Raw genomic sequence first — 26728 nt, forward strand, 5'->3', positions numbered from 1 at the left:
GCGGTGTCTCCCGTTCCTGATCCGCGTTCCTGAGAGTGCGAAGAAGTGTTCACAGGCAGCCCGTGGTCCATGATGCGTCAGCCCTCCATCTTGCCCGTGTCGATTAGCAGCCTGAAACGTCGATGTCAACTACGCAGCGACGGAGCGAAACACTGCCGGACTGCCTCGAGCCCCAGCATCCTGAAGCAACGAGTCCTCTTCGCGAACCGCTCCAGGCGACCCGCTACCGGCCTCCCGAGATCACACCCCCGCTGACGCAAGAGCGACGAAAATTTATTCCGGTCACCGGATGAGGGCGGTCCGGGCTGGCACGTCAACAGGACATGAATTCCTGATTGCTCGGGCTCGCCTCACGGTCGTGGCCGAGTCACTGGTATGCCCACTCCTCCCGACACATTCGTCGACCTTCTTCACGCGCGTGCGGCTCGGACGCCCGATCGGCGCGCCTTTACGTTCCTCGCCGACGGCGAGCACGATGCCCGCCATCTGAGCTATGGCGAGCTGGATCGGCAAGCACGCGAGATCGCCGCGCGGTTGCAAGCGATCGGAACGGCGGGCGATCGCGCCGTCTTGCTCTATCCGCCGGGCCTCGAGTACGTCGCCGCCTTCTTTGGATGCCTGTACGCCGGTGTTCTCCCCGTTCCAGCCTATCCGCCGCAGCGACGGCGGACCTTGCCGCGATTGAAAGCCGTCTTAGCCGACGCGCGTCCGACCGTCGCCCTGATGACGAGCCAGATTCAGGCCGGGCTTGAGCGCTTGTCGCGGCAGGACGAGGAGTTCCGGCGGATCCAACCACCCCGCCAGCTCGTCACGGACGGCGTGCTCGACGAGGCGGCCGATCGGTGGGTGAAGCCTCCGCTCGGTGGAGGCTCGCTGGCCTTTCTTCAGTACACCTCGGGGTCGACCGGCGTGCCGAAAGGCGTCATGGTGAGCCACGGCAACCTGCTCCACAACCAGCGCCAGATCGAGCTGGCGTTCGGCCATACGGAAGAGACGGTCGTCGTCGGCTGGCTGCCGCTCTACCATGACATGGGGCTGATCGGGAACCTGCTTCAGCCCGTTTACCTCGGCGTCCCCTGCATCATGATGGCGCCCCACCATTTTCTCCAGAAACCTTTGCGGTGGCTGGACGCGATCTCCCGCTACCGCGCCACGACGAGCGGCGGGCCGAATTTCGCCTACGAGCTGTGCGTACGGGAGATCCCCCCCGAGCGACGGCTGGCGCTCGATCTGGCGAGCTGGGCGGTCGCGTTCAACGGGGCGGAGCCGGTCCGCGCCGCCACGCTGGAGCGGTTCAGCGAGACGTTCGGGCCGTGCGGGTTTCGCCGCGCCGCGTTCTACCCGTGTTACGGCTTGGCCGAGGCGACGCTGTTCGTCGCCGGCGGCGCACCCGGCACGCCGCCGAGGATCGAGACGGTGCGGCGGTCGGCGCTCGAGCAGCATCAAGTGCTCGAAGAAGAGCCGGACGCCGGGCAAGGGCGCACGTTGGTGGGATGTGGGCGCCCTTGGGCGGAGCAGCAGGCGGTGATCGTCGACCCCGTGACGCAGGAGCCGGTGCCGAGCACCCAGGTCGGCGAGATCTGGGTGAAGGGGCCGAGCGTGGCCCTCGGGTACTGGAATCGACCGGAAGAGACGGCGCAGACGTTCGGCGCCCGGCTCGCCTCGACCGATGACGGCCCGTTCCTCAGGACCGGAGACCTGGGCGCCTTCAAGGACGGCGCCCTCTTCGTGACCGGTCGTCTCAAGGATCTGATCATCATCAGAGGCCGCAACCACTATCCGCAGGACCTCGAGGCGACGGTGGAGCGAAGCCACGCCGCGCTCCGCCCCGGGTGCGGAGCGGCGTTCTCCGTCGAGGCCGATGACCAGGAACGGCTCGTGGTCGTGCAGGAGGTCGAGCCTCGCGTGCAGGTGGCGCTCGATGAGGCGGCGGCGGCCATCCGGCAGGCCGTGGCCGAGCAGCACGATGTGCAGGTCGACACCATCGTGCTGATCCAGCCGGGAAGCCTCCCGAAGACGTCCAGCGGGAAGGTGCAGCGCCACCTGGTCCGGGCCAGGTTCCTGGAGGGAACGCTCGAAGTCATCGGGCAGTCCGTCGCCGAGCAGCCGAGCGCACAGGCGGCGTTCGTCGGTCCGGCGACCGCCGTGGAGCAAAGACTGGCGGACATCTGGGCGGATGTGCTCGGGCGGGAGCGGGTAGGGCGACACGAGCATTTCCTTGCGCTGGGCGGCGATTCGCTGCGTGCGACTCAAGTGGCCGCACGGGTGCGTCAAGCCTTTCACGTCGAGCTGCCGGTCGAACGTCTGTTCGAGTCGCCGACGGTCGCCGAGCTGGCTGACTATCTGGCGGACCACGATGAGCCGAGCCGCGCGGCCGGACCCTTCCAGCCCGCTCCGACGACGACGCCGGCCGCGCCGGAGGTCCCTCTTCCGCTCTCCTTCGCGCAGCAGCGACTGTGGTTCCTGGCCCAGCTCGAGCCCGCCGGCGCTTCGTACAACGTTCCGGCCGCCGTGCGATTGACCGGAGCACTCGATCGGGCGGCGCTCGAGCATGCCTTCACGGAGATCGTTCGTCGGCATGAGGTCTTACGTGCGACCTTCCCCCTGCTCGATGGGCAGCCGGCGCAGGTGATCGCACCCGCGCAGCCGGTCCATCTGTCGATCGTCGATCTCGGCCATCTGCCCGAGGCGGAGCGGGAGGCGGCCGTGCAACGGCTGGCGAAGGAAGAAGCGCGGCGCCCTTTTGATCTGATGAACGGGCCGTTGCTGCGCGCCGGCCTGCTGCGCCTCGGCGAACGCGAGCATGTGCTGCTGCTCACGCTGCACCACATCGTCGCCGACGGCTGGTCGATGAATGTTCTGGCCAAGGAGTTGGCCGCGCTCTATGCCGCTTCAGGGGAGGGCCGGCCGCCGGCGCTTCCTTCGCTTTCGATCCAGTACGCGGATTACGCCCGGTGGCAGCGGGAATGGCTTGGGGGTTCCGTTCGAGAGGTACAGCTTGCCTACTGGCGCCGGCGGCTGGCGGGCGCCCCGCCCGTGCTGGAATTGCCGACCGACCGGCCGAGGCCGGCCGTCCAAACCTCCCGCGGCGCTCAGTACGCCTTCGTCCTACCGGGCGCGCTCGCCGAGCGGGTCGCCGAGCTGAGCCGGGAACAGGGCGTCACGCTGTTCATGACCTTGCTGGCGGCGTTCTCGGTGCTCCTGTCCCGATACACGGGTCAGACGGATCTGTGCGTCGGCACGCCGATCGCGAATCGGACGCGCGTCGAGCTGGAAGGGCTGATCGGCTGCTTCGTCAACACGCTGGTGCTGCGGACCGATCTCTCCGGCAATCCTCGGGTGACCGAGCTCCTGGCGCGGGTGCGCGAGGGGGTGCTGGGGGCGCAGGCGCATCAGGACCTGCCGTTCGAGCAGCTCGTGGAGGCGCTGGAGCCCGTGCGCGAGGTCAGCCACAGTCCGCTGTTTCAGGTGATGCTCACGTTGCAGGCGCCCGCGCACCTGGAGCTCCAGGGGCTGGAGGCCAGGCTGCTGAATCTGGATCCGGGGACAGCCAAATTCGATCTCTCCCTGGATGTGACGCCAGAGGCGGAAGCGCTGGCCTGCACGTTGGAGTACAACGCCGACCTGTTCGACGAGGACACGGTCCGAAGGATGGCGGGGCATGTTCTTGCGCTGCTGCAAGGAATCACGGCGTCCCCGGCGGCGCGTCTCAGTGAGCTCCCCATGCTCACCGAGGCCGAGCGGCGGCTCCTCGTTGATTGGAATCAGACCTCGGTCGTCTTCCCAGCACTCGGCACTGAGCAGCCGGCGCACAGGACTGGAGCCTGCATTCATCACCTGTTCGAGGCGCAGGCGCAGCGGATCCCGGAGGCGGTGGCGGTCGTCTGGAAGGAACAGGCGCTGACCTATCGAGAGCTGAACGAACGGGCGGGTCAACTTGCGCGTTGCCTCCGCAGGCAGGGCGTGGGACCGGACGTCCCGGTCGGGCTCTGCTTGGAGCGCTCGCTCGACATGATGGTGGCCGTCCTCGGTGTGCTCAAGGCGGGGGGGACGTATGTGCCGCTCGATCCGGGCTATCCCAAGGATCGGCAGGCCTACATGCTGGCGGACGCCAAGGTCTCCGTGCTGCTGACGCAGTCCCGTCTCATCGAGGATCTCCCGCGCGCTCCGGTGCCGCTGATCTGCCTCGACCGCGACTGGCCCAAGATCGCCTCGTCACCGGTCGAGGCCGCGGAGCCTACGATCGTCCCCGATCACCTGGCCTACATCATCTATACCTCGGGATCGACCGGCCGTCCCAAGGGAGTGATGGTGACGCACGCTGCTTTGGTGAACGCCTTCCTCGCCTGGGAGCGGGCCTACGAGTTGGGAGAGGGCGGAACCCGCCATCTGCAGATGGCGAACTTCGCCTTTGACGTCTTCACCGGCGACTGGATACGAGCGCTGTGCTCGGGGGGACGACTCGTCTTGTGCCCGTCCGAGCTCCTCTTCTTGCCGGAGCAGTTGGCCGCGGTGATCCGGCGGGAGGGGGTCACCCATGCCGAGTTCGTGCCAGCCGTGGTCAAGCCGCTCGCGCAGCACCTGGAAACGACCACCCAGCGGCTCGATTCCTTGCGGGTGCTCGTCGTCGGGTCCGATGCCTGGGCGCGCAGAGACTATCAGGCGCTCCGAGGGGTGTGCGGGGCGGGCACCCGGATCGTCAATTCGTACGGCGTGACCGAGGCGACGATCGACAGTGCGTATTGCGAGCCTGCGTCACAAGAAGGACCGCCCGATGATCAGCCCCTCCCGATCGGATTTCCGATCGCCAACACACAACTCTACATCGTGGATGAGTTCGGTCAGCCGGTGCCGACCCGGGTCCCCGGTGAGCTGTGCATCGCCGGGGCGGGCCTGGCCCGGGGGTATTGGAACCGACCGGACCTGACCGCCGAGAAGTTCGCGCCGAACCCTTTTGGCCGGACTCCGGGCGCGCGTCTGTACAGGACGGGCGATCGCGCCCGCTCGCACCCGGACGGCGTGATCGAGCTGCTGGGACGCCTGGACCATCAGGTCAAGGTGCGCGGGTTCCGCATCGAGCTGGGTGAGATCGAGGCGCTGCTGCGGGAGCATCCGGACGTGCGGGAGGCGGTGGTGTCGGCGCGAGAGGACCGACCGGGCGAGAAGCGACTGGCGGCGTATCTCGTTCCGAGCGGGCGGCGGGAGCCGCTGCCCGAGGAGCTCCGGCGGCTTCTCTGCGCACGTCTGCCGGACTACATGGTCCCGTCGGTCTTCATGGTGTTGCCCGCGCTGCCCCTGACTCCGAACGGCAAGGTGGATCGCCGGGCACTGCCGGCGCCTGAGGCGGCCGCCCAGCCAACCGCGGGCTATGTGGCGCCGCGCACGCGGGCCGAGGAGGTCGTCGCGGACGTCTGGGCCGATGTGCTGGGCCTGGAACGAATCGGCGTGCACGAGAATTTCTTCGACCTGGGCGGGCACTCCTTGCTCCTGTCGAAGGTGTGGAGCGCACTCCGGGAGGCTCTTCGTTGCGAGCTCTCGATGATGGACCTCTTTCGCTATCCCACCGTCGAGACGCTCGCACGACACCTTGCTCGCGGCCATCCGGAGGTGGACCAAGCGGGTTCACCGGACGTACAGACGGACCGCCGTAAGGTGGGGCAACGCCGGCTGCGGCTACTCAACGAACGCCGGCAGGCGGCATCGCAGCACGAGGCGAGGGAGCATGAAGCAGCACAACGGTGACAGCCGGATGAGCGGTCTGGAGATCGCCATCACCGGGATGGCCGGACGTTTTCCCGGGGCGAACGATGTCGACGCATTTTGGCGGAACCTGTGCGACGGGGTCGAGTCCGTTTCGATGTTGACGGACGAGGACCTGCTGGCCTCCGGCGTCGAGCCGGCGCTTCTGGGTGACCCGAACTACGTCAGGGCGAGAGCCATGGTGGATGACGTCGATCTCTTCGATGCGGCCTTTTTCGGGTTCACTCCAAAAGAGGCTGAAATCATGGATCCGCAGCAGCGTCTGTTCCTGGAGTGCGCCTGGGAGGCGCTGGAGCGTGCCGGGTGCGATCCGGATAGGTACAGGGGGCTGATCGGAGTGTACGGCGGGGCGAGCATCAGCGGATATGGCAATCTCTTGGCGCAGGGCGGCCTGCTGCAATCGGCGGCCGATATGTCGGCCGTGCTCGGGACTGATCTGGATTTCCTCTCCTCCCGCGTCTCCTACAAGCTGAATCTGGAAGGGCCCAGCTTGGTCGTTCAAACGGCGTGCTCCAGCTCGCTCGTGGCGGTGCACCTTGCCTGTCAGGGGTTGCTGAGCGGCGAATGCGACATGGCGCTGGCCGGCGGCGTCTCCGTCAACGTGCCGCAGAAGGTGGGGTATCTGTATCAAGAAGGGGCGATCGCGTCTCCGGACGGCCACTGCCGCGCGTTCGATGTCAAAGCCCAAGGCACGGTGGGCGGCAGCGGCCTGGGGATCGTGGTCCTCAAGCGGCTGGAAGACGCGCTGGCGGACGGCGACCACGTGCTCGCCGTCATCAAAGGCTCCGCGATCAACAATGATGGAGCCGTGAAAGTCGGGTTCACGGCTCCCCGTATCGAAGGCCAAGCCAAGGTGATCAGCGCGGCGCAGGCGGCGGCCGACGTCGATCCGCGTTCGGTCACCTACGTCGAGGCGCACGGCACCGGGACGCCGCTCGGCGATCCGATCGAGATCGCCGCGCTGACGCAGGCCTTCCGGGCCGGGACCCAAGCGACCCGGTACTGCGCCATCGGCTCGGTGAAGACCAACATCGGTCATCTCGATGCGGCGGCCGGGATCGCCGGTCTGATGAAGACCGTGCTCGCGCTGTACCATCGGCGGATTCCGCCCAGCCTGCACTTCACCCGAGCCAACCCGCAGATCGATTTCGAGAACAGCCCGTTTTACGTGAACACGACGCTGTCGGAGTGGGAGACGGCGGGCACCCCGCGCCGGGCCGGCGTGAGCTCGTTCGGTCTCGGAGGGACCAATGCGCACGTCGTCCTCGAGGAAGCCCCCCCGGTCGAGACGCAGCCGTCCGCCCGGCCCTGGCACCTGTTGGTGCTCTCCGCCAAGACGAGCTCCGCCTTGGAGGTCGCCACGGACAATCTCGTGAGCCATCTGAAACGGCGCCCGGAAGCGGAGCTGGCGGACGTGGCCTCTACGCTCCAGCTCGGCCGCAAGGCGTTCGGGCATCGCCGCGTGGTGGCATGCGGCGATGTTCGAGACGCGGTGCAGGCGCTGGAGCGGCGAGCGCCCGACCGGGTGGCGACGGGCAGCGGGGCCGTGGGCGAACGACCGGTTGCGTTTCTGTTCTCCGGCCAGGGCAGCCAGTTCCCGAACATGGGCCGCGAGCTCTACGAGACGGAGCCTCACTTCCGTGACGAGGTGGACCGCTGCGCGGAGCGGCTGCGCTCTCACGTCGGGCTCGATCTTCGCGAGATGCTCTACCCCGCGCCGAAGGATCTGGAAGCGGCGCACGCGCGGCTCACGCAAACGGCGCTGACGCAGCCGGCGCTGTTCACGATCGAGTACGCGTTGGCGAAGCTCTGGATGGCCTGGGGGGTGCGGCCTCAGGCGATGATCGGGCACAGCATCGGCGAATACGTGGCCGCGTGTCTGGCCGGCGTCTTTTCCCTGGAGGACGCGCTCGCCCTGGTCGCCGCGCGGGGCAGGCTGATGCAACAGGTGCCCAGCGGCGCGATGCTCGCCGTGACCGCGTCCGAGTCGGACATCGCGTCCTCTCTCACCGAGGCGCTCTCCCTGGCCGCGGTCAACGCCCCGGCTCAGTGCGTCGTCTCGGGTCCGCTCGAGGCGGTCGAGCGACTGGAGCACACGCTCGCCGCCCGGCGGATCGAGTGCCGCCGCTTGCGCACCTCTCATGCGTTCCATTCCAGCATGATGGATCCGATCATCGGGTCCTTCGGAGACTGTGTGGCCCGCATCGCGCTGCATGCGCCTCGGATCCCCTATGTCTCGAACGTAAGCGGCACGTGGATCACCGAGGCCGAGGCGACGAATCCCCAGTACTGGGCCGCACATCTCCGCCGCACCGTCCGATTCTCGGACGGTCTCGCTGCCATTCGCCGGCGCGCCGACCACCTCCTGCTGGAAATAGGACCGGGGCAGACCCTGGCGGCGCTCGCCCGGCAGACGGCCGAGTCGGACGCGCCGATCTTCTGCTCCTTGCCGCGACGCCGGGACCAGGATGAGCGGGGCGCACAGTCGGCATTCCTGCTGACGACCCTTGGGCGGCTCTGGCTGCATGGCGCCTCGGTCGACTGGAGGGGACTCCATGCAGGCGAACGGCGCCGCCGGGTGCCGCTCCCGACGTACCCGTTCGAACGCCAATCCTACTGGGTCGGCTCTCGGGAGCGGGCCCGAGCGGACAAGCCAGTGGACAAGATGGAGGCGGCCGCCCCGCTGAAAAAGCCGGAGATCGCCGACTGGTTTTATCTGCCGTCCTGGACGCGCGCCAGAACGCCGTCCATCGACGCCGCCCGGATGCGGGCGTCCTGCTCCGCTTGGCTCGTCTTCGCCGACGGCTCCGGTCTCTCGTCGCAGCTCGTCAAGCGGCTGGAGCAGTTCGACCAGATCGTGACCACGGTCATGCCGGGAGAGCGTTTTGCGCGTATGGCCGACGGCGTCTACTCAATTCGGCCCCAGGAGCGTCAGGACTACGAGGCCCTGTTCGAGGAGCTCCATCAGCGGAACCGGCCGCCGGCGGTCGTCTTCCATTGCTGGAACGTGACCGGGGCGACCAAGACGGATCACGCGCACGACGCGTTGGAGGCGTTCCTGCGCGCGCAGGAAAGAGGGTTCAACAGCCTCCTATGCGTGGCCCAGGCGGCCGGCAGGCGCGGGGAGTCTCTGTCGATCGTCTCCGTGTCGACCGGGGTCGAGGAAGTCACCGGGGAGGAGGCCGTCTCAGCGGAAAAGGCGACGGTGCACGGGGCCTGCCGCGTCATTCCGCAGGAGTATCCGAATCTCACGTGCCGGAACGTGGACATCGAGCTGAGCGGCCCGGTGGTGTGGCTCTCGGAGGAGCTGTTGGATCCCCTCATTGCCGAAGCACAGACGTCTTCCAAGGACGAGCCCGTGGTGGCGTACCGAGGGCGTCATCGCTGGATTCAGCGCTTTGAGCCGGTCCGGCTCGAGCCGCCTGCGGGTCGGAGCCTGTTGCGGGACCGCGGAGTCTATCTGGTGACCGGAGGCTTGGGGGGCGTCGGCTTCCTGCTCGCGGATCACCTGGCGCGCACCGTCGGCGCCCGGCTGATCCTCACCGGCCGCGGGGAGCTGACCGACGACCGGCGTGAGAAGGTGCACGCGCTCGAACGCCTGGGGGCGGAAGTCTTGGTGGTCCGGGCTGATGCCGCCAGGCGTGACCAGATGCACGCGGCCGTCGAGCGGGGCTACGAGCGGTTCGGTGAGATTCACGGGGTGATCCATGCGGCCGGGGTTCCCGGGGGCGGGATGATCGAGCTCAAGACCATCGAGGCGGTCGAAGCGGAATTCGCTCCGAAGGCCATGGGGGCGCTGGTCCTCGACGCGCTCTTTCAGGACGCCCGCCTGGACTTCCTCGTGTTCTGCTCGTCGTTGAACGCGCTCACCGGGGGGTTCGGCCAGGTGGGGTACTGCGCGGCCAATGCATTCCTCGACGCATTCGCCCATCAGCTCGCGAGGCGGGGACGGCGCGCCGTGTCCATCAACTGGGATCGATGGAGCCGGGTCGGAATGGCCGTGGAGGCCGAAGCTCGCTTGAAGGCGCTGGGAGTGCCCGATCGCCTCCTCCTCGGGATGACGCCCGAAGAAGGGCAAGAGGTCTTCCGCCGCGTGCTCGATCACGCGGCATCCCTGCCGCAGATCCTGGCCTCGGTGCAGGAGTTCCCGACCAAGGACGCCGCGCCGGAAGCGTATGTGTCCGCGCTGTCGAAACCGGGCGACGGGGCCTCCGCCGCGCAGCATCCACGCCCGCACCTGACGACCGCCTACGTGGCCCCACGGGATGCCGTGGAGCAGGCGGTGGCGGCGATCTGGGAGCGGGTGCTGGGTCTCGAGCAGGTGGGCGCTCACGACGACTTCTTCGAGCTGGGCGGGGAGTCGCTGGTTGCGCTCCAGATTTTGAATCGGGTGCGCGACGCGTGTGGGACGGAGCTGTCCTTGCGTCAATTCTTCGAGAAACCGACCGTGGCGGGCCTTGCCGCCATGATCCGGGAGCGGGACGATCGCCGCGCCGACGGCCCGGCGCCCGATCTCGTCCCGCTTCCCAGGGAGGCGTCTCGGCTCCCGCATGCGCCGTCGAGGTAGCGGGTGCACCTGATCGTCTTTCTCCTGCGTCGATCGTGGCGGCTCCTGCTGCTCGCCGGCCTCGCGGGCTTGATCAGCGGGCTCAGCGGAGCGGGCCTGATCGCCCTCGTGCACACGGGCCTGAGCGCAACGGACGGGGCGCTGGCGACGCTCGTCTGGGGGTTCGCCGGTCTCTGCCTTCTCGTTCCCGTGAGCAGGGTGGTCTCGGAAGTGCTGCTGACCCGCCTTGGGCAAGCGGCCATCGCCGAGCTGCGGATGCAGCTCAGCCGCCAGATCGTGAATGCGCCGCTGCGCCATCTGCAAGAGCTCGGCTCCCCTCGACTGCTCGCGACCCTCACCGAGGACGTCTCGTCGATCGCGCAGGCGTTCGTCGAGCTTCCGATGCTCTGCATCAACGTCGCGACGGTCATCGGCTGCCTGCTCTATCTGGCCTGGCTCTCCTGGCCGTTGCTGGGGGTCGTGCTCGGCGTCATGGCCGTGGGTGTCGGCTCCTTTCAGGTGCACCAGCGGAGGGCGCTCGAATCGCTTCGCCTGGCCCGCGAAACGAACGATGCCCTCTATCAACGATTCCGCGCGCTGACGGAAGGGATCAAGGAGCTCAAGCTGCACCGACGCCGACGGGACGCCTTCGTGTCTCAGATCCTCCAGCCGACCGTGACGACGTATCGGCGACATGTCGTCGACGGGATGAGCCGATACGCGGCGGCGTCCAGTTGGGGCGGCTTGCTGTTTTATGCGGTGATCGGGCTGCTGCTGTTCGCCCCGTTGAGATGGCCGAGCGCGAGCGTCGACACGGTGACCGGCTATCTCCTCGTCCTGCTCTATATGATGGCCCCGCTCGAGCGGATCGTCGACATGGTCCCCGGTCTGGCGCGCGCGGGGATCGCCCTGAAGAAGGTGGAAGCGATCGGCCTGTCGCTCGCGTCGCACGACACCGAGTGCGACACGGTGCCACGAGACGCCTGCGCGATCGAGACGAACGGCCGGCCCCTCGTCGGTCGAGCGGCGCCGGGATGGACGCGCTTGGAGCTCGTCGAGCTGAGCCATCGCTACCACCGCGAATCCGAGGACCACGCGTTCAGGCTCGGGCCGATCAGCCTGACCTTCCACCCCGGCGAGCTGACCTTCCTGATCGGGGGCAACGGCAGCGGGAAGACGACGCTCGCGTTGCTGCTCATCGGGCTGTATCGGCCGGAAGGCGGCGAAATTCGCCTGGACGGGCAGGTGATCACCGACGCCAACCGCGATCAGTACCGGCAGCTGTTCTCGGTGGTGTTCTCGGACTTCTACCTGTTCGAGGGGCTCGTGGGGTTGTCGGCGGCCCAGCTCGACGCCCAAGCCCGCGAGTATCTCGTGCGGCTGCAACTACACCATAAGGTGCAGGTGCGGGACGGCGTGCTCTCCACGCTCGCGCTGTCGCAGGGCCAACGGAAGCGCTTGGCGCTCTTGACCGCCTATCTGGAAGATCGCCCCTTCTACGTGTTCGACGAATGGGCGGCGGATCAGGACCCCCTGTTCCGAAAGGTCTTCTATACGCAGCTCCTGCCGGATCTGAAAGCGAAGGGCAAGACCGTCTTGGTGATCACCCATGACGATCAATACTTCGGCGTGGCGGATCGCTGCATCCGGATGGATGTGGGGCGGGTCACCGAGGTCACCCGCCAGGCCGCCGTTCTCTCATAGCCGCGGACCGCGGGGCGGCGTCCGTCCGGATCTTGCTCGATGCAGTCGCGCGACCGAGAAATCTTGCGAAGGGTGTGAGGGGGAGGCCGCCGATCACGTCTATACCAGAGACGCGAGTGCGGGGACGAGCGAACGAGAGACCAGAGGAGAGCCGCGATGAACATCCATCTCGAAGAGCCGAAGCCGCTGGCGAGCAGCGCCGTGCCCACCGGGACCAAGCACTACTTGGAGCAGCAGGCTGCGCGCGAATCGAACGCGAGAAGCTATCCGCGGCGCATTCCGATCGCGATCCGGAGGGCGAACGGAATCTATGTGCAGGACACCGAAGGGCGGACCTATATCGACTGCCTCGCCGGGGCCGGAGCCCTGGCCCTGGGTCACAATCATCCTGTCGCCGTCGAGGCGGTTCAGCGCGCCCTCAGCGATGGGTTGCCGTGGCAAACCCTGGATCTGACGACCCCGGTCAAGCACGAGTTCACCGATGCGCTGTTGGCGAGCTTGCCGTCGGAGCTCGCGGCACATGCACGCATCCAGTTTTGCGGCCCCTCGGGAGCCGATGCCGTCGAGGCGGCCGTGAAGCTGGTCAAGACCGCCTGCGCGCGGCGCACCGTGTTGTCGTTTCACGGCGGATACCACGGCATGACGCACGGGGCGTTGTCGCTCACGGGATATCTCGGGCCCAAGGAGGCCGTGTCGGGCCTCATGGCCGACGTCCATTTCCTCCCCTATCCCTACGGGTACCGCTGTCCGTTCGGCGAGGGCGGTGAGCGCGGGCACCGTCTGTCGAGCGCGTACATCGAGCGGCTGCTGGACGATCCGAACAGCGGCATCCTGCCGCCGGCCGGCATGATCCTGGAAGTGATTCAGGGCGAGGGCGGGGTCGTTCCCGCGCCGGATGCCTGGTTGCAGGAGATCCGGCGTCTCACGCGTGAACGGAGCATCCCGCTCATCGTCGACGAGATTCAGACGGGACTGGGACGGACCGGCGCGATGTACGCGTGTCAACACGCCGGGATCGTTCCCGACGTGCTGGTGCTGTCGAAGGCGATCGGGGGAGGACTGCCGCTCAGCGTGGTGGTCTACCACGAACGCCTGGACCGATGGGCTCCAGGGGCGCATGCCGGGACGTTTCGCGGCAATCAACTCGCCATGGCGGCCGGCATCGCCACCATTCGGTTCGTCCGGGAGCATCGGCTCGACGAGCACGCGCGCGTCGTGGGGGAACGACTGCGGGCGTGCCTGTGTGAGATCCAGGCGCGCTTCGAATGTCTCGGCGATGTGCGGGGGCGCGGCCTCATGCTGGGTGTGGAAATCGTCGATCCGGAAGCCCGCCCGGATGCGCGCGGGTGCTATCCGGCCGACCCGATACGGGCGTCGCGGATTCAGAGCGAAGCCTTGCGCAAGGGCTTGATCCTGGAGCTGGGTGGGCGAGGCAACAGCACGCTCCGGTTCCTGCCGCCTTTGATCGTCACGGCCCAAGAGGTCGACACCATCTCCGAGATCCTGGCCGACGCCGTCAGGACGACGGAGCGTGGCGCACACGTGTCGTCCGCGTGAGCCACCGCCCGGTCACGGTCTTTCACGGGCACGTGGTGAACAAACTCCTCTATTCGGTGCTGGGCCTCTTGCTGGTGCTGGCGATCGGCGCAGCCGCCCTGCTCGTCACGCTCCGCGCGTCCCTGCCGGTGCTCGACGGAACAGGAGAGATCATCGGGTTGACGGCGCCGGTCACGGTGACGGTCGATGGCTTCGGCGTTCCGACGATCGTCGCCGGCTCGCGGTTGGACGCCATGCGGGCCTTGGGCTATGTGACGGCCCGCGACCGACTTTTCCAGATGGATTTCCTGCGCCGGAAGAGCGCCGGAAGACTGGCCGAGGTGATCGGGACGCCGGCGCTGGCATCGGATCTCGAACAGCGCCGGCTCGGCTTCTCGCCCGTCGTCGACTCGATCGTGGCGCATCTGCCCGATGAGCAACGGGCGGTGCTGGAGGCCTATGCGGACGGGGTGAACAGTTACCTGCAGCAGGCGGATTCGCTGCCGTTCGAATTTCTGCTGCTTCGGTACCGCCCGTCGCCATGGACGACCGCGGACAGCCTTTTGGTGGTGCTGAGCATGTTCCAGGCCTTGAGCTGGACCGAGGAAGAAGAGCGGATGCGGACGATCATGCAAACGGTGCTCCCATCGGAGGTCTACAGGTTTCTCGTCGCGCAGCGGGATCCGTACACCCGGGCGCTCCTCGAGGACGACGCGTCCGGGGCCCCCACCATCCCGGTACCTGTCGACGCCTTGGCCGCCTTACGGAGGCCGATCGACGTGAGGCAGGCCCGGCAAGCGGGACTGGTCCGCTTCACGGAGGCCGCAGTCGGTTCGAACGGTTGGGCCGTGAACGGCTCGAAGACGGCCGATGGACGGGCGATTCTGGCGAACGACATGCACCTGGACCTCCTCGTCCCGAACATCTGGTACCGCGTGCAGTTGCGTTACGAGGCGGTCGAGATGGCCGGGATCGTGTTGCCCGGCGTCCCGGTGGTGATCTCCGGAACCAACGGGGCGGTGGCCTGGGGATTCACCAACATGGAGGGCGATTTCCTGGACCTGGTCGCGCTCGACCTCAACCCCGAGGACCCGGATGAGTACCGGACGCCGGAAGGCTGGAGACGGTTTGAAACGAGAGAAGAGGTGATCAAAGTCAAGGACGATCGGGATGTGCCGCTGACCGTCCGGAGCACGATCTGGGGACCCGTCAGGCCGCGGCCGCTCCTCGGGCGTCCGGTTGCGGTGCGCTGGACGGCGCTGGAGCCCACGGCGGTCGACATCGGGCTCGTTCACATGGACCGTGCGCGCTCACTGGACGATGCGCTGGCCGTCATGAACCGGGCCGGAGCGCCGGGGAGCAACGTGCTGCTGGCCGACGCGAGCGGCCGCATTGCCTGGACCTACACCGGGAGGATCCCGGTGCGCCGAGGCTTCGACGGAGCGACGAGCCGCTCCTGGGCGGACGGCCGGGTCGGCTGGGCCGGCTTCATTGCCCCGGAGGAGCTCCCGCGCCTCGTCGATCCGCCGTCTGGCTTCATCGTGAACGCAAACCATCGCATGCTGGGTCCCGACTATCCCTACGTCATCGGCCATGATTTCGCCAACGGCTACCGCGCGTATCGGATCACCGAGCAGTTGCGCGCCATGCCGAAGGTGGTCGAAGCCGACCTGTTGCATCTGCAACTCGACACGACCAGTCACTTCTACCGGTTTTATCAGCGGCTGGCGTTGGCCGAGCTGACGGACTCGGCGGTGCAAGGGCGCCCGTTGCTGATGGAAGCCCGGGACGTGCTCCGCGCCTGGAACGGCCGGGCGGATGCGGACAGCGTCGGATTCGGCTTGCTGGTCCGGTTCCGAAAGGCGCTGGCCGGGTCCGTCTTCACTCCGTACTTGTCGTCGTGTCGCGCGCAGGACGAGGGCTTCTTCTATGGCGGCGAGGTCGACGCCCCGCTGCAGACCCTACTGACCGAGAAGGTCCAGGCGCTGGTGCCCGATCCCGATCACTACGACGGATGGGCCCCCTTCATTCTGGCCGTCCTCGAGGAGAGCGCGCGGCAAGTGAAGGACCAGTACGGCGTCGGGTCGCTCGCGGACCTGAGGTGGGGACGGATGAACCACGTGCGGATCGCGCACCCTCTCGGCGAGGCGCTTCCGGGGCTGAGCCAGGTGCTCGATATGCCCGCGGACGAATTGCCCGGCTGCGGGTTCTGTATCCGGATGGCGAGCGGGACGCTCAGTGCCAGCGAGCGTCTCGTCGTCAGTCCCGTCCGCGGTCAGGACGGTCTCTTTCACATGCCCGGAGGGCAGTCGGGTCATCCGCTGTCCCGGCACTATCGAGATCAACAGGACTCATGGGTGGAAGGGCGGCCGTTGCCTTTCTTGCCCGGACCGGCCGTTCACACGCTACGGCTCGTTCCAGGGCGCAAACCAGTCAGCGCAACCTTGCAGGAGGCAGCATGAGCAGAGAGGAGCAGGAGGACACGACGATCTACAAAGTGGTGGTCAACCACGAGGAGCAGTATTCGATCTGGCCGGCCTACCGGGACAACCCACCGGGATGGCGGGACGCGGGGAAGACCGGCGCCAAGGCGGAGTGCCTGAGCTATATCAAAGAGGTCTGGACGGACATGCGGCCCCTGAGTCTGCGACGGCGGATGGACGAGGCGGCGGGCGGTGCGCCGTCGTGACGACCGCGTACGCCGGTCGCTCCTGGGTGGTCACGATGCGCGGCGGCGGGCCGGCCGCCCGGGTGCGGCTGTTCTGCATTCCCTACGCAGGCGGGGGTGCCTCCGTCTTCCGCCGGTGGCCCTCCGGCCTGCCGGACGACGTGGACGTGTGCGCCATCCAGTTGCCGGGCCGGGAGACACGGCTGATGGAGCGCCCGTGCTCGTCTCTGGTGTCTCTCGTCGGAGACCTGAGCGAAGCCCTCGCCCCGCACCTCGACCGGCCGTTTGCCCTGTTCGGCCACAGCGTCGGAGCCTTGATCGGCTTCGAGCTCGCGCGTCGACTCAGAAGGCGGGATGGACGGCTTCCGGTGCATCTGTTCGTGTCCGGCTGCCCCGCGCCGCAGGTTCGCGACACCGGCCCGCCGATCCACGGTCTGCCGGAACCGGAATTTCTCGATCGGCTGCGCCGGTTCAACGGGACCCCGCCGGAAGTCTTCCAGCACCGTGAGCTGATGGAGTTGGTCGTGCCCGTGCTCCGGGCCGACTTTGCCTTGCGCGAGACGTATGAGCTCGTCGCGGAGTCGCCGCTGGAGTGCCCCATCTCCGCCTTCGGCGGCTCGGACGACCGCGATGTGCCGCTCCCGCAGGTCGAGGCGTGGCGTGAGCACACGCGGAGCACCTTTCACCTGCACACGCTTCCCGGCGGCCATTTCTTCCTGCACACCGCGCAGGCGCTCCTGCTGGAACGGGTTTCTCTGGCCTTACAGGGAGCGTGACGGTGGCTCCATCGCACGAGAGCGCGGCGATCGACTCCCCGGCGGCTCCGATGACGATCGGGGTGGACGATGTGCACGTGTGGTGGAGCACGCTGGACGACGTGAGCGGGCTCACCGACTCGTTCGAGGGGGTCCTGTCGGCGGACGAACGGAGACGGGCGGACCGGTTCTCCTTCCCGCAGGCCCGGACGCGATTCGTCCTGAGCCGCGGGCTGCTCCGCCTCATTCTCTCGCGATACGTGGGGCGAGAGCCGGGCCGTGTGGCGTTCTCGTACGGGAGGTATGGCAAGCCGGCCCTCCGGACGATGCCGGCAGAGCCGGCGCTGCGCTTCAATGCGTCGCATTCCGAGGAACTCATCCTCTACGCGGTCACGCGGGGACGCGAGGTCGGGGTCGATGTGGAGCGCATCCGGCCCCAGTTCCCCTACGGCGAGGTCGTGGGGCAGTTCTTTTCTCCGTCCGAGAAGGACTCGCTGTACGCGATGGCTCCGACCCGCCGGTGCGACTGGTTTTTCGCCTGCTGGACGGTCAAGGAGGCGTATCTCAAGGCGATCGGCAGAGGTCTCAGCGGACCGCTCGATCGGATCGAGGTCGCGGTCTCGCCCGACGTCTCGCGTGTCTCGATGCGGGTCGACGGCCAGCCGGATGCCCGCGCCTTCGAGGCTCGGCTCTTGCGGCCGTTCCCGGGGTACCTCGGCGCCTTGGTGGTTGAGGGCGGTCCGTACCGGCTGACGTGTCGGCGTTGGAGGTCGGACGCCCTCGGGTGAGGGAGTGAAGGGATCGTCCGTCAGAGTTCGGTGAGGCTGGACGAAGGAGAAGCGCCATGGGTCGTCTCGAACCTACTCTTCAGACCGCTCTTCAGACCGAGACATGGTCGGGATCCCCGCTGCCGCTCGTGGTCCGGGTGCCTCCCGGCGACGATCGCGCGCCGGACTCGCTCGCGGATGCCGCCAAGGAGCTCGCCGACGCGCGGTTGTACCGGCATGGCGCGATCCTGTTCCGCGGCTTTCCCGTTCGCTCGGTCTCCGCGTTCGAACGGTTCGTCAGGGTCCTCACGCCCACTCTCCTCGACTATGAGTTCGGGTCCACGCCCCGCTCGCAAGTGACCGGCCGGATCTACACCTCGACGGAATATCCCGCGCACCAGACCATCCCGCTCCACAACGAGCAGGCGTACACGACCGAGTGGCCGATGAAGATCTGGTTCCACTGCGCGCAGGCGGCTCCCGAAGGAGGCGAGACGCCGATCGCCGACAGCCGGCGGGTCTTCGATCGTATCCCGACGAAGATCAGGGACCGGTTCATCGAGAAGCAGCTCATGTACGTGCGGAACTACGGCAACGGGCTCGACGTCCCGTGGCAGCAGGTGTTCAACACTACCGATCGAGCGGCGGTCGAGGCCTATTGCCGGGGAGCCGGGATTCAGTTCGAGTGGAAGCCGGACGGCGAGCTGCGTACGCGGCAGGTGTGCCAGGCGGCCGCGGTCCATCCCCGGACGGGGGAACGGGTCTGGTTCAATCAGGCGCACCTGTTCCATGTCTCCAATCTGGACCCCCAGGTCCGCGAGGCGCTCCTCGCCGCCGTCGGCGAGGAAGACCTGCCGCGCAACGTGTACTACGGGGACGGCGCGCCCCTGGAGTCGTCCGTGCTGGACGAGATCCGGAGCGTCTACGACGATCTCGCGGTCCGTTTCCCGTGGCAAGAGGGCGATCTCCTGATGGTGGACAACATGTTGGTTGCCCACGGCCGCATGCCCTTTCGCGGGCCGCGCCGAATCCTGGTGGCGATGGCCGAATCCCATCGTGGCAGTGGAGCAACAGACCGATGAAGGACGCGACGGAGACATCCGCCGCTCGTGAAGGCGTCTACGTCTTCCCGATGAGCTTTGCGCAGCAACGGCTGTGGTTTCTGGCGCAGCTCGAGCCCGACAGCTCGTCCTATCATATGCCCGTCGCCCTGCGGATCGTGGGGGCGCTCGACGTCGCGGCGATGGAACAGAGCCTTAGGGAGATCATCCGGCGCCATGAGGTGCTCAGGACGACCTGTGCGACCATCGACGGGCAGCCGGTGCAGGTGATCGGGGCCGACCCCTCCGTGCCGCTGTCGATCGTGGACCTCCGAGGCACGCCGGAAGCAGACCGCGAGGCGGCGGTCGAGCGACTGGCAAGGCAAGAGGCCCAGCGCCCCTTCGATCTGACGAAGGGGCCTCTGCTGCGCGTCCACCTGGTGCGACTCGGCGGGCTCGATCAGGTCCTGCTGCTCATCATCCATCACATCATCTTCGACGGCTGGTCGGCGGCGATCCTGGCCCAAGAGTTTGCGGCCATCTATCCCGCCCTGGCGGCCGGTCGGCCGTCGTCGCTGCCGCCGTTGCCGATCCAGTATGCCGATTTTGCGCACTGGCAACGGCAGTGGCTTCAGGGGCCGATGCGGGACCGGGAGCTGGCGTATTGGCGCGACCGGCTGGCGGGCGCGCCGGATCGACTGGAGTTGCCGACGGATCGACCCCGGCCGGCTGTGCAACGGTACCGTGGCGCACGCTATCGGTTTGCCTTACCGTCCGGCGTCGTGGAGCGGCTGGAGAGCCTGGCGCGCGAGCAGGGCGCCACGCTCTTCATGGCGTTGCTCGCCGGCTTCCAGATCCTGCTCGGTCGGTACAGCGGGCAGCGGGACTTCTGCATCGGAACGCCGATCGCGAATCGTCCTCGCCTGGAGCTGGAAGGGCTGATCGGGTTCTTCGTGAATACCCTGGTCCTCCGGGCTCGCTTGGAGGGGCATCCGTCCACCCTGGAGGTCCTCGGGCGCGCCCGCGAGACCGTGCTCGAGGCCCAGGCCCATCAAGACCTGCCGTTCGAGCAGCTCGTGGAAGCGCTGCAGCCGGCACGGGCGCTCAGTCATTCTCCCCTCGTCCAGGTCATGTTCGCGCTCGAGCACCGCGTTCCGCCATTGGAGATCCCCGGCCTCTCGATTCACCTCTTCGACGTCGACCCGGGCGCCGCCCCGTTCGAGCTGTCGCTCGAGATCGTGCCTGGCCCTTCTGAGTATCAGGCCATCCTCGAATACAGTACCGACCTCTTCGAGGAAGGCACGATCCGGCGAATGGCGAACCATTTCCTTCTCGTGCTCGACGGCATGACGGCCCGGCCGGAGGTCCCGGTCGACGACCTGCCGTTGCTCACGGAGGAGGAACGCGCCCAATTCCTCATCGCGTCCTCCGCGCTCGATACTCCGCACTCCGCACTCCCCATTCCGCTCTGCGGCGCCTCCCCCGCACTCGGCACTCCGCACTCGGCACTCCGCACTCACCCGTGCGTGCACGAGTTGATCGAGGCTCAAGCTGTCCGGACGCCGGAGGCGATCGCCGTGGCGCTCGAGGACCGGGCGCTGACCTACCGGGAGCTGGACGCTCGTGCAAACCGATTGGCTCGCGAGTTGCGCCGGCGGGGAGTCGGACCGGACGTGCTCGTGGGGCTCTGCCTGGAACGTTCGATCGAGATGATCGTGGGACTGCTCGGCATCCTCAAGGCCGGGGGCGCCTATGTGCCGATTGATCCCACGCATCCGAAGGCACGGACGGCGGCGGTGTTCAACGACGCCGGCGTCCGGCTCGTCCTGACCCAGGAGCGATGCCTCGCGCAGCTGCCGGATGCCGGGATCGAATGCCTGTGCCTGGATCGGGATTGGTCCGTGATCGCGCGCCACCCGGGCGAGCCCGGCGCGAGCGGCGTGCAGCCGGAGAATCTGGCCTATGTGCTCTATACCTCGGGGTCCACGGGGAGGCCGAAGGGGGTTCTGATCACGCACGGCTCGCTGGCGAGCTACGTGAGATATGCCAGGGAGGCGTTCGGGCTCGAGCCGTCCGACCGGGTCCTGCAATTCGCGTCGGTCACCTTCGACGCGAGTGCCGAGGAGATCTATCCCTGCTTGGCGTCCGGCGCCGCCTTGGTGCTCCGCACGGACGGGATGCTCGAGTCGGTGCCCGCGTTCGTTCGAGCGTGCGCGCACTGGGGCATCACCGTTCTGGATCTCCCCACCATGTATTGGCACGAGCTCACCGCGCGACTGGCCGGCGAGGTTCAGGTTCCGCCGGCGCTCCGGCTCACGATCATCGGCGGGGAGCAGGCGCGGGCGGATCGGCTTGCGCTCTGGGCCGGATCGGTGGGGCGGGCGTGTCGCCTGCTGAATACGTACGGGCCGACGGAGACGACGATCGTAGCCACCTGCGCCGACCTGACGGGCGCCGCCGCTGCCGACCCGGTTCCCATCGGCCGAGCGGTCGCGCAGGCGCAGGCCTATGTCCTGAATGGGACGATGCAACCGGTGCCGATCGGTGTGCCGGGCGAGTTGTACATCGGCGGGGCCGGGCTCGCGCGGGGGTATCTGAACCGGCCGGATCTCACGGCGGAGACATTCGTTCCCGATCCCTTCGGGGCGGCGCCCGGAGGACGACTGTACCGGACGGGCGATCGCGTGCGCCGGCGAGCGGACGGACAACTCGAGTTCCTCGGACGGATCGACCATCAGATCAAGTTGCGCGGGCTCCGGATCGAGCTCGGGGAGATCGAGGCGCAGTTGCGCGCCCATCCCGCCGTGCGGGACGCGGTGGTGCTCCTGCGCGAGGAGTCGGGGGCGCGGCGCCTCGTGGCGTACGTCGTCGGCGAGCCGGCGGGGTCGGCGAACGAGCTGCGACGGTTTCTCCAGGACCGCTTGCCGGATTACATGGTGCCGGCCGCCTTCGTGTTCCTGTCGGCGCTGCCGCAGACCCCGGCCGGCAAAGTGGACCGCTCCGCCTTGCCTGCGCCCGCCATCCTCACGAGACGAGAGGGCGCCCCTCGGCTGCCGAGCACCCGAGCGGAAGCGGTCTTGGCCGAGATCTGGTCCGGGGTGCTCGGCAAGTCGGACATCACGGTCCATGACAACTTCTTCGAGCTGGGCGGGGATTCCATCCTGAGCCTTCAGGTGGTGGCGCGGGCTCGCGATGCCGGGCTGCGGCTCACGCCGCGGCAGATCTTCCAACATCAGACCATTGCAGAGCTCGCCTCGGTGGCCGGCGAGCCGGGCACGCGGGCGGTTGACCACGTGTCCCCGGGCGCGGAGGTGCCGCTCACGCCCATCCAACGATGGTTCTTCGAGCAGGAGATCCCGAACCGCCACCACTGGAACCAGGCGCTGTTGCTGGAGGGGCAAGGAGAGATCCGGGTGGCGGCCCTGGAGGAGGCGGTACGGGCGCTGGTGGAGCATCACGACGCGCTACGGCTGCGGTTCGTGCGTGAGGGCGATCGGTGGCGCCAGCGGTACGCCGCCGATCGACCGACCGACTCCGAGCCGGCGGTCGTCCGGGTCGACCTCTCCGATGTCCCGGCCGAGCAGCAGCGGGCGAGGCTGGAAGCGGCGATCGATGAATGGCAACGACGGCTACATCTGGCCGAGGGCCCGGTGCTGCGCGCGGTCTGGTTCGACTTGGGTCCGCGGCGCTCCGGCCGTCTCCTGCTCGTGATCCATCACCTGGTCGTCGACGCCGTGTCGTGGTGGATCCTCTTGGAAGATCTCCAGGCGGCCTATGGGCAGCGCCTTCGTGGGGAAGCCGTCAGGCTGCCGGCCAAGACGGCGTCGTTTCAGGAGTGGGCCGGACGCCTGATCGAGGAGGCGCGGTCGCCGACCGTGCAGGCCGAAGCGCCCTACTGGCTCGGTCTTCTCCAGGCCGCACGGCCGGTCCCTCTCGATGATCCGACGGGGGCGCGGACCGAATCGACCACCGCCGTGGTCATGGACGTCCTGAACGAGGAGGAGACGCGAGCGCTGCTCCAGGATGCGGCGCATGCCTACCGCATGCGAGTCGATGAGGTGCTGCTGACCGCGCTCGCCCAAACGCTCGTGCGATGGACCGGCGATGCGCGAGTCCTGATCGAGGTCGAGGGGCATGGCCGGGAGGAGCTGTCCGAGGAGATCGACGTCTCCCGGACGGTCGGCTGGTTCACGACGCTCCATCCCGTCGGGCTGGACGTCTCGTCGGAGGCGGGGCCGGACGAGGCGCTCAAGAAGGTCAAGGAACAGATCCGTCGAGTGCCCCGCGGCGGCATCGGGTACGGGCTTCTGCGATACCTCTCGGACAGCGAAGCCGCGGGGCGGCTGCACGGGCTTCCACAAGCTCGGATCAGTTTCAATTACCTGGGGCAGTGGGACCAGACGTTCGCGGGAAGCTCACTGCTCACGCTCGCCGCCGAGGCGACCGGCGCGGATCGCGACCCTGCGGGATCCCGGGGCTACGACCTGGAGATCGACGCCGTGATCGTCGGCGGCCGCCTGCAGGTCCGCTGGAGCTACAGCAGCGCGCGCCATCGCGAGGAGACGATCCAGGACCTGAGCCGCGGGTGCATGGAACGGCTGCGCGCGCTCGTCGGATACTGCCGCCGGCCGGAGGCCGGCGGCCTCACGCCGTCCGATGTTCCGCTGGCCCGGCTCGATCAGCCGCGACTCGATGTGCTCTTCGGCGCCGACCGCGACGTCGAAGACGTCTATCCGTTGACGCCGCTGCAGCAGGGCCTGCTCTTTCATGCCCTCTATGCCCCGGACACCGGCGTCTATGTGGAGCAGGTCTCCTGCACGGTCGAAGGTCGCCTCGATCTCGCCGCCTTCCGGCAAGCCTGGCAGCAGGTGGTGGACCGCCATCCGGCTCTCCGCACGGCCTTTCTCTGGCAGGGGGAGGGCGTGAGCGAGCCGCTCCAAGTCGTCCGGCGTCGGGTTGGTCTGCCGCTGACGTGCTTGGATTGGCGGGATCTTTCCGAAGAGGAGCAGCGGGCGAGACTTCAGGAGTGGCTCGAGACGGACCGCAAGGCCGGGTTTGATTGCGCCCGGGCTCCGCTCCTCCGATTGACGGTGATCCGGCAAGCGGAGCGGCTCCATCGCGTGGTCTGGACCCATCACCACCTCCTCCTGGACGGCTGGTGCGTGCCGGTGCTGCTCAAGGAGGTGCTGGCCGGCTATGAGGCGTCGCTCCGCGGAGAGCGGGCGATCTTTCCACCGTCCCGCCCGTATCGGGACTTCGTCGCGTGGTTGCAACGGCAGGACCCGAACGAGGCGGAACGCCATTGGCGCGAGGCTTTGGCGGGCGTGACGGCCCCCACGCCGCTCGGCATCGATCGGCCCGACGTCGGGGGGCAGGCGGGTGGGGTCGGCTCTCACGTCGTCACCCTGTCGTCTTCGACCACGCGCGCCCTCACGACATTCGTGCAGCGCCATCAGTTGACGCTGAGCACGCTCATGCAAGGCGCCTGGGCGTTGCTGTTGAGCCGATACAGCGGGGACCCGGACGTCGTCTTCGGCGTGACCGTCTCGGGTCGGTCCGCTCCCCTCCACGGCATCGAGGCGATGGTGGGGCTCCTGATCAACACGCTGCCGCTGCGGGTGAGGGTGCCGGCGACGGCCACCGTCTTGTCCTGGCTGAAAGAGCTTCTGGCGCAGAGCGCAGCCGTGCATCACTACGAGCACACGCCGCTGACGAGCATCCAGAGCTGGAGCCAGATCCCCAAGGGGCAGCCGCTCTTCGAAAGCCTGCTGGTCGTCGAGAACTATCCGACCGATCCCACGGTCTTTGCCGGGTCGTCCGAGCTCCATGTGAGCGAGGTCACGGTCGACGATCAGACGAATTATCCGCTCACGATCACGGTGCTTCCCGGGGCCGAGCTGAGCCTCCGCTGTTCCTACGACCGGCGACGCTGCGACGAGGAGAGCGTTCGACGCATGCTCGCGCACGTGGCCCGCCTGCTCGAGGAGCTTTCCAGGAACCCGGGGCTGTGCCTGGGGGAGATCTCGCTGCCGACGGAACAGGAGCGGCATCTCCTGGGGACTTGGAACGCCACCGAACGAGCTTATCCTCTGGAGCGCTGCGTGCACGAGCTGATCGAGGCGCAGGCCGAGCAGACACCGGAGGCCTGTGCCGTCGTGTTCGAGGGACAACGGCTGACGTATCGGGAGCTCAATGCACGGGCCAACCAGGTGGCGCACCATCTACGGCGGCACGGGGCGGGACCCGACGTCCTGGTCGGCATCTGCTTGGAGCGCTCGCTCGAAATGGTGGTCGGGCTCCTCGGAATTCTCAAGGCCGGTGCGGCCTATGTCCCGATCGACCCTGATCATCCACGGGAGCGAATCGCCTTCATGCTCCAGGATATGGCGGCCCCCCTGTTGGTGTCCTGTGAGGCGCTGGCGGAGGCGCTTCCCCCGCATCCTGCCCGGATCATCTGCCTGGACCGCAACGGATCGAGGATCGAGCGCGAGAGCACCGACGATCCGAACGTGCCCCTGTCCCTTCAACACCTGGCCTACACCATCTATACCTCCGGTTCGACAGGGAGACCGAAGGGGGCCGGCATTCCGCACGGCGGTCTGCTCAACCGGCTGCTCTGGATGCAGGAGCAGTACCGCCTGCAGCCCGGCGATCGCGTCCTGCAGAAGACGCCGTTCAGCTTCGATGTGTCCGTCTGGGAGTTCTTCTGGCCCCTGATGACCGGCGCCTGCCTGGTCGTCCCGCGCCCCGGCGACCACCGCCACCCGGACCGTCTCGTCGAGCTGATCGTGCGCCATGCGGTGACGACCCTGCATTTCGTGCCCCCCATGCTCCAGGCTTTCCTCGATACGCCGGGCGTGAACGCCTGTCGATCCATCCGGCGCGTGATCTGCAGCGGGGAGGCGCTCCCGGCCGAGCTGCAGCGGCGTTTCTTCGAGCGGATGCACCCGGAGGCGGAGCTCCACAATCTCTATGGCCCGACCGAGGCGTCCATCGACGTCACCGCCTGGGCCTGCCGCCGGGACGATCCCGGCGCCTCGGTTCCGATCGGCTCGCCCATCGCCAACACGCAGATCCATCTGTTGGATCCGCTCGGCCATCCGGTTCCCGTCGGCGTCGCGGGCGAGCTGTACATCGGCGGCGTCGGGCTGGCGCGCGGCTATCACGGCCGCCCGGATCTGACGGCCGAGAAATTCCTTCCCGACCCGTTCACCTCGCGGCCAGGCGCGCGGCTCTATCGAACCGGCGACCTCGCTCGTCGCCGGGCGGACGGAGCGATCGAATTCCTCGGTCGCTTGGATCATCAGGTGAAGATCCGGGGGTTCCGCGTCGAGCTCGGCGAGATCGAGGCGCGGTTGCTCGAGCATCCTTCCGTGGGCGAGGCGGTCGTGATCGCCCGCGAGGATCACCCCGGGCAGAAGCGATTGGTCGCCTATGTGGTGGGAAGAGGCGCGGCCCCCGACGGGGACGAGCTGCGGGAGTGGCTGACCCGACACCTCCCCGATTACATGGTCCCGGCTTTCCTCGTGCCGCTGGACGCCCTCCCGCTCAGCGCGAACGGAAAAGTGGCCCGCCGGGCGCTGCCGGCTCCCGATCTCTCCTCGATCCGCTCACGTGACTACGTGGCACCGAGGACCCAGGTGGAAGGCCTCCTCGCCGAGATCTGGGCGCAGGTGCTCCATCTGGACCGGATCGGCATCCACGACAACTTCTTCGAGCTCGGGGGCGATTCGATCGTCACGCTGCAGATCGTCGCCCGGGCCCGCCAGCGCGGTCTCACGCTGACGCCCCGGGACCTGTTCGAGCATCCCACGATCGCCGAAGCGGCCGCCGTCGCCGTCCAGGAGGGCGAGCGCACGCCGACCGATCACCATCCGGGCCAGGACGTGCCCGAGGTTCCGCTCACCGAGCAGGAGCTCGGTCAGCTCTTGGAGGAGATTCGATAGGAGCCT

At 67.8% G+C, this 26728-nt stretch carries 10 protein-coding genes; all 10 read left to right on the top strand.

Features of this window, described 5'->3' with window-relative positions; translation table 11 throughout:
• Positions 1-375: 375 nt before the first annotated feature.
• Positions 376-5742: an amino acid adenylation domain-containing protein gene (locus ACWHYV_RS09645; RefSeq protein WP_447980424.1), complete on the top strand. Its 5367-nt coding sequence runs from the start codon at positions 376-378 to the stop codon at positions 5740-5742.
• Complete coding sequence (locus tag ACWHYV_RS09650; RefSeq protein ID WP_447980425.1) at positions 5723-10327, top strand: SDR family NAD(P)-dependent oxidoreductase; 4605 nt, start codon at positions 5723-5725, stop codon at positions 10325-10327. The genes ACWHYV_RS09645 and ACWHYV_RS09650 overlap by 20 nt, the downstream gene beginning before the upstream one ends.
• Positions 10328-10330: 3 nt before the next feature.
• Positions 10331-12010 (top strand): cyclic peptide export ABC transporter, encoded by a 1680-nt coding sequence (locus ACWHYV_RS09655; RefSeq protein ID WP_447980426.1) that lies wholly within the window; start codon positions 10331-10333, stop codon positions 12008-12010.
• Positions 12011-12166: 156 nt separating this feature from the next.
• Positions 12167-13567 carry a diaminobutyrate--2-oxoglutarate transaminase gene (locus tag ACWHYV_RS09660; RefSeq protein ID WP_447980427.1) on the top strand — a complete coding sequence of 467 codons (1401 nt, stop codon included), beginning with the start codon at positions 12167-12169 and terminating at the stop codon, positions 13565-13567.
• Positions 13564-16008 carry a penicillin acylase family protein gene (locus ACWHYV_RS09665; protein WP_447980428.1) on the top strand — a complete coding sequence of 815 codons (2445 nt, stop codon included), beginning with the start codon at positions 13564-13566 and terminating at the stop codon, positions 16006-16008. Before ACWHYV_RS09660 ends, ACWHYV_RS09665 begins: the two co-directional genes overlap by 4 nt.
• On the top strand, positions 16005-16235 hold the full coding sequence (locus ACWHYV_RS09670; RefSeq protein WP_447980429.1) for an MbtH family protein: 231 nt from the start codon (positions 16005-16007) through the stop codon (positions 16233-16235). The genes ACWHYV_RS09665 and ACWHYV_RS09670 overlap by 4 nt, the downstream gene beginning before the upstream one ends.
• Positions 16232-16990, top strand: a complete 759-nt coding sequence (locus ACWHYV_RS09675; RefSeq protein WP_447980430.1) for a thioesterase II family protein — start codon at positions 16232-16234, stop codon at positions 16988-16990. Before ACWHYV_RS09670 ends, ACWHYV_RS09675 begins: the two co-directional genes overlap by 4 nt.
• Positions 16991-16992: 2 nt before the next feature.
• Positions 16993-17757, top strand: coding sequence for a 4'-phosphopantetheinyl transferase family protein (locus ACWHYV_RS09680; RefSeq protein ID WP_447980431.1), 765 nt, complete (start codon positions 16993-16995; stop codon positions 17755-17757).
• 56 nt (positions 17758-17813) lie between these two features.
• Positions 17814-18818 carry a TauD/TfdA family dioxygenase gene (locus tag ACWHYV_RS09685; RefSeq protein WP_447980432.1) on the top strand — a complete coding sequence of 335 codons (1005 nt, stop codon included), beginning with the start codon at positions 17814-17816 and terminating at the stop codon, positions 18816-18818.
• Positions 18815-26722 carry an amino acid adenylation domain-containing protein gene (locus ACWHYV_RS09690; protein WP_447980433.1) on the top strand — a complete coding sequence of 2636 codons (7908 nt, stop codon included), beginning with the start codon at positions 18815-18817 and terminating at the stop codon, positions 26720-26722. The genes ACWHYV_RS09685 and ACWHYV_RS09690 overlap by 4 nt, the downstream gene beginning before the upstream one ends.
• Positions 26723-26728 lie beyond the last annotated feature (6 nt).

Source organism: Candidatus Nitrospira bockiana (assembly GCF_965152565.1).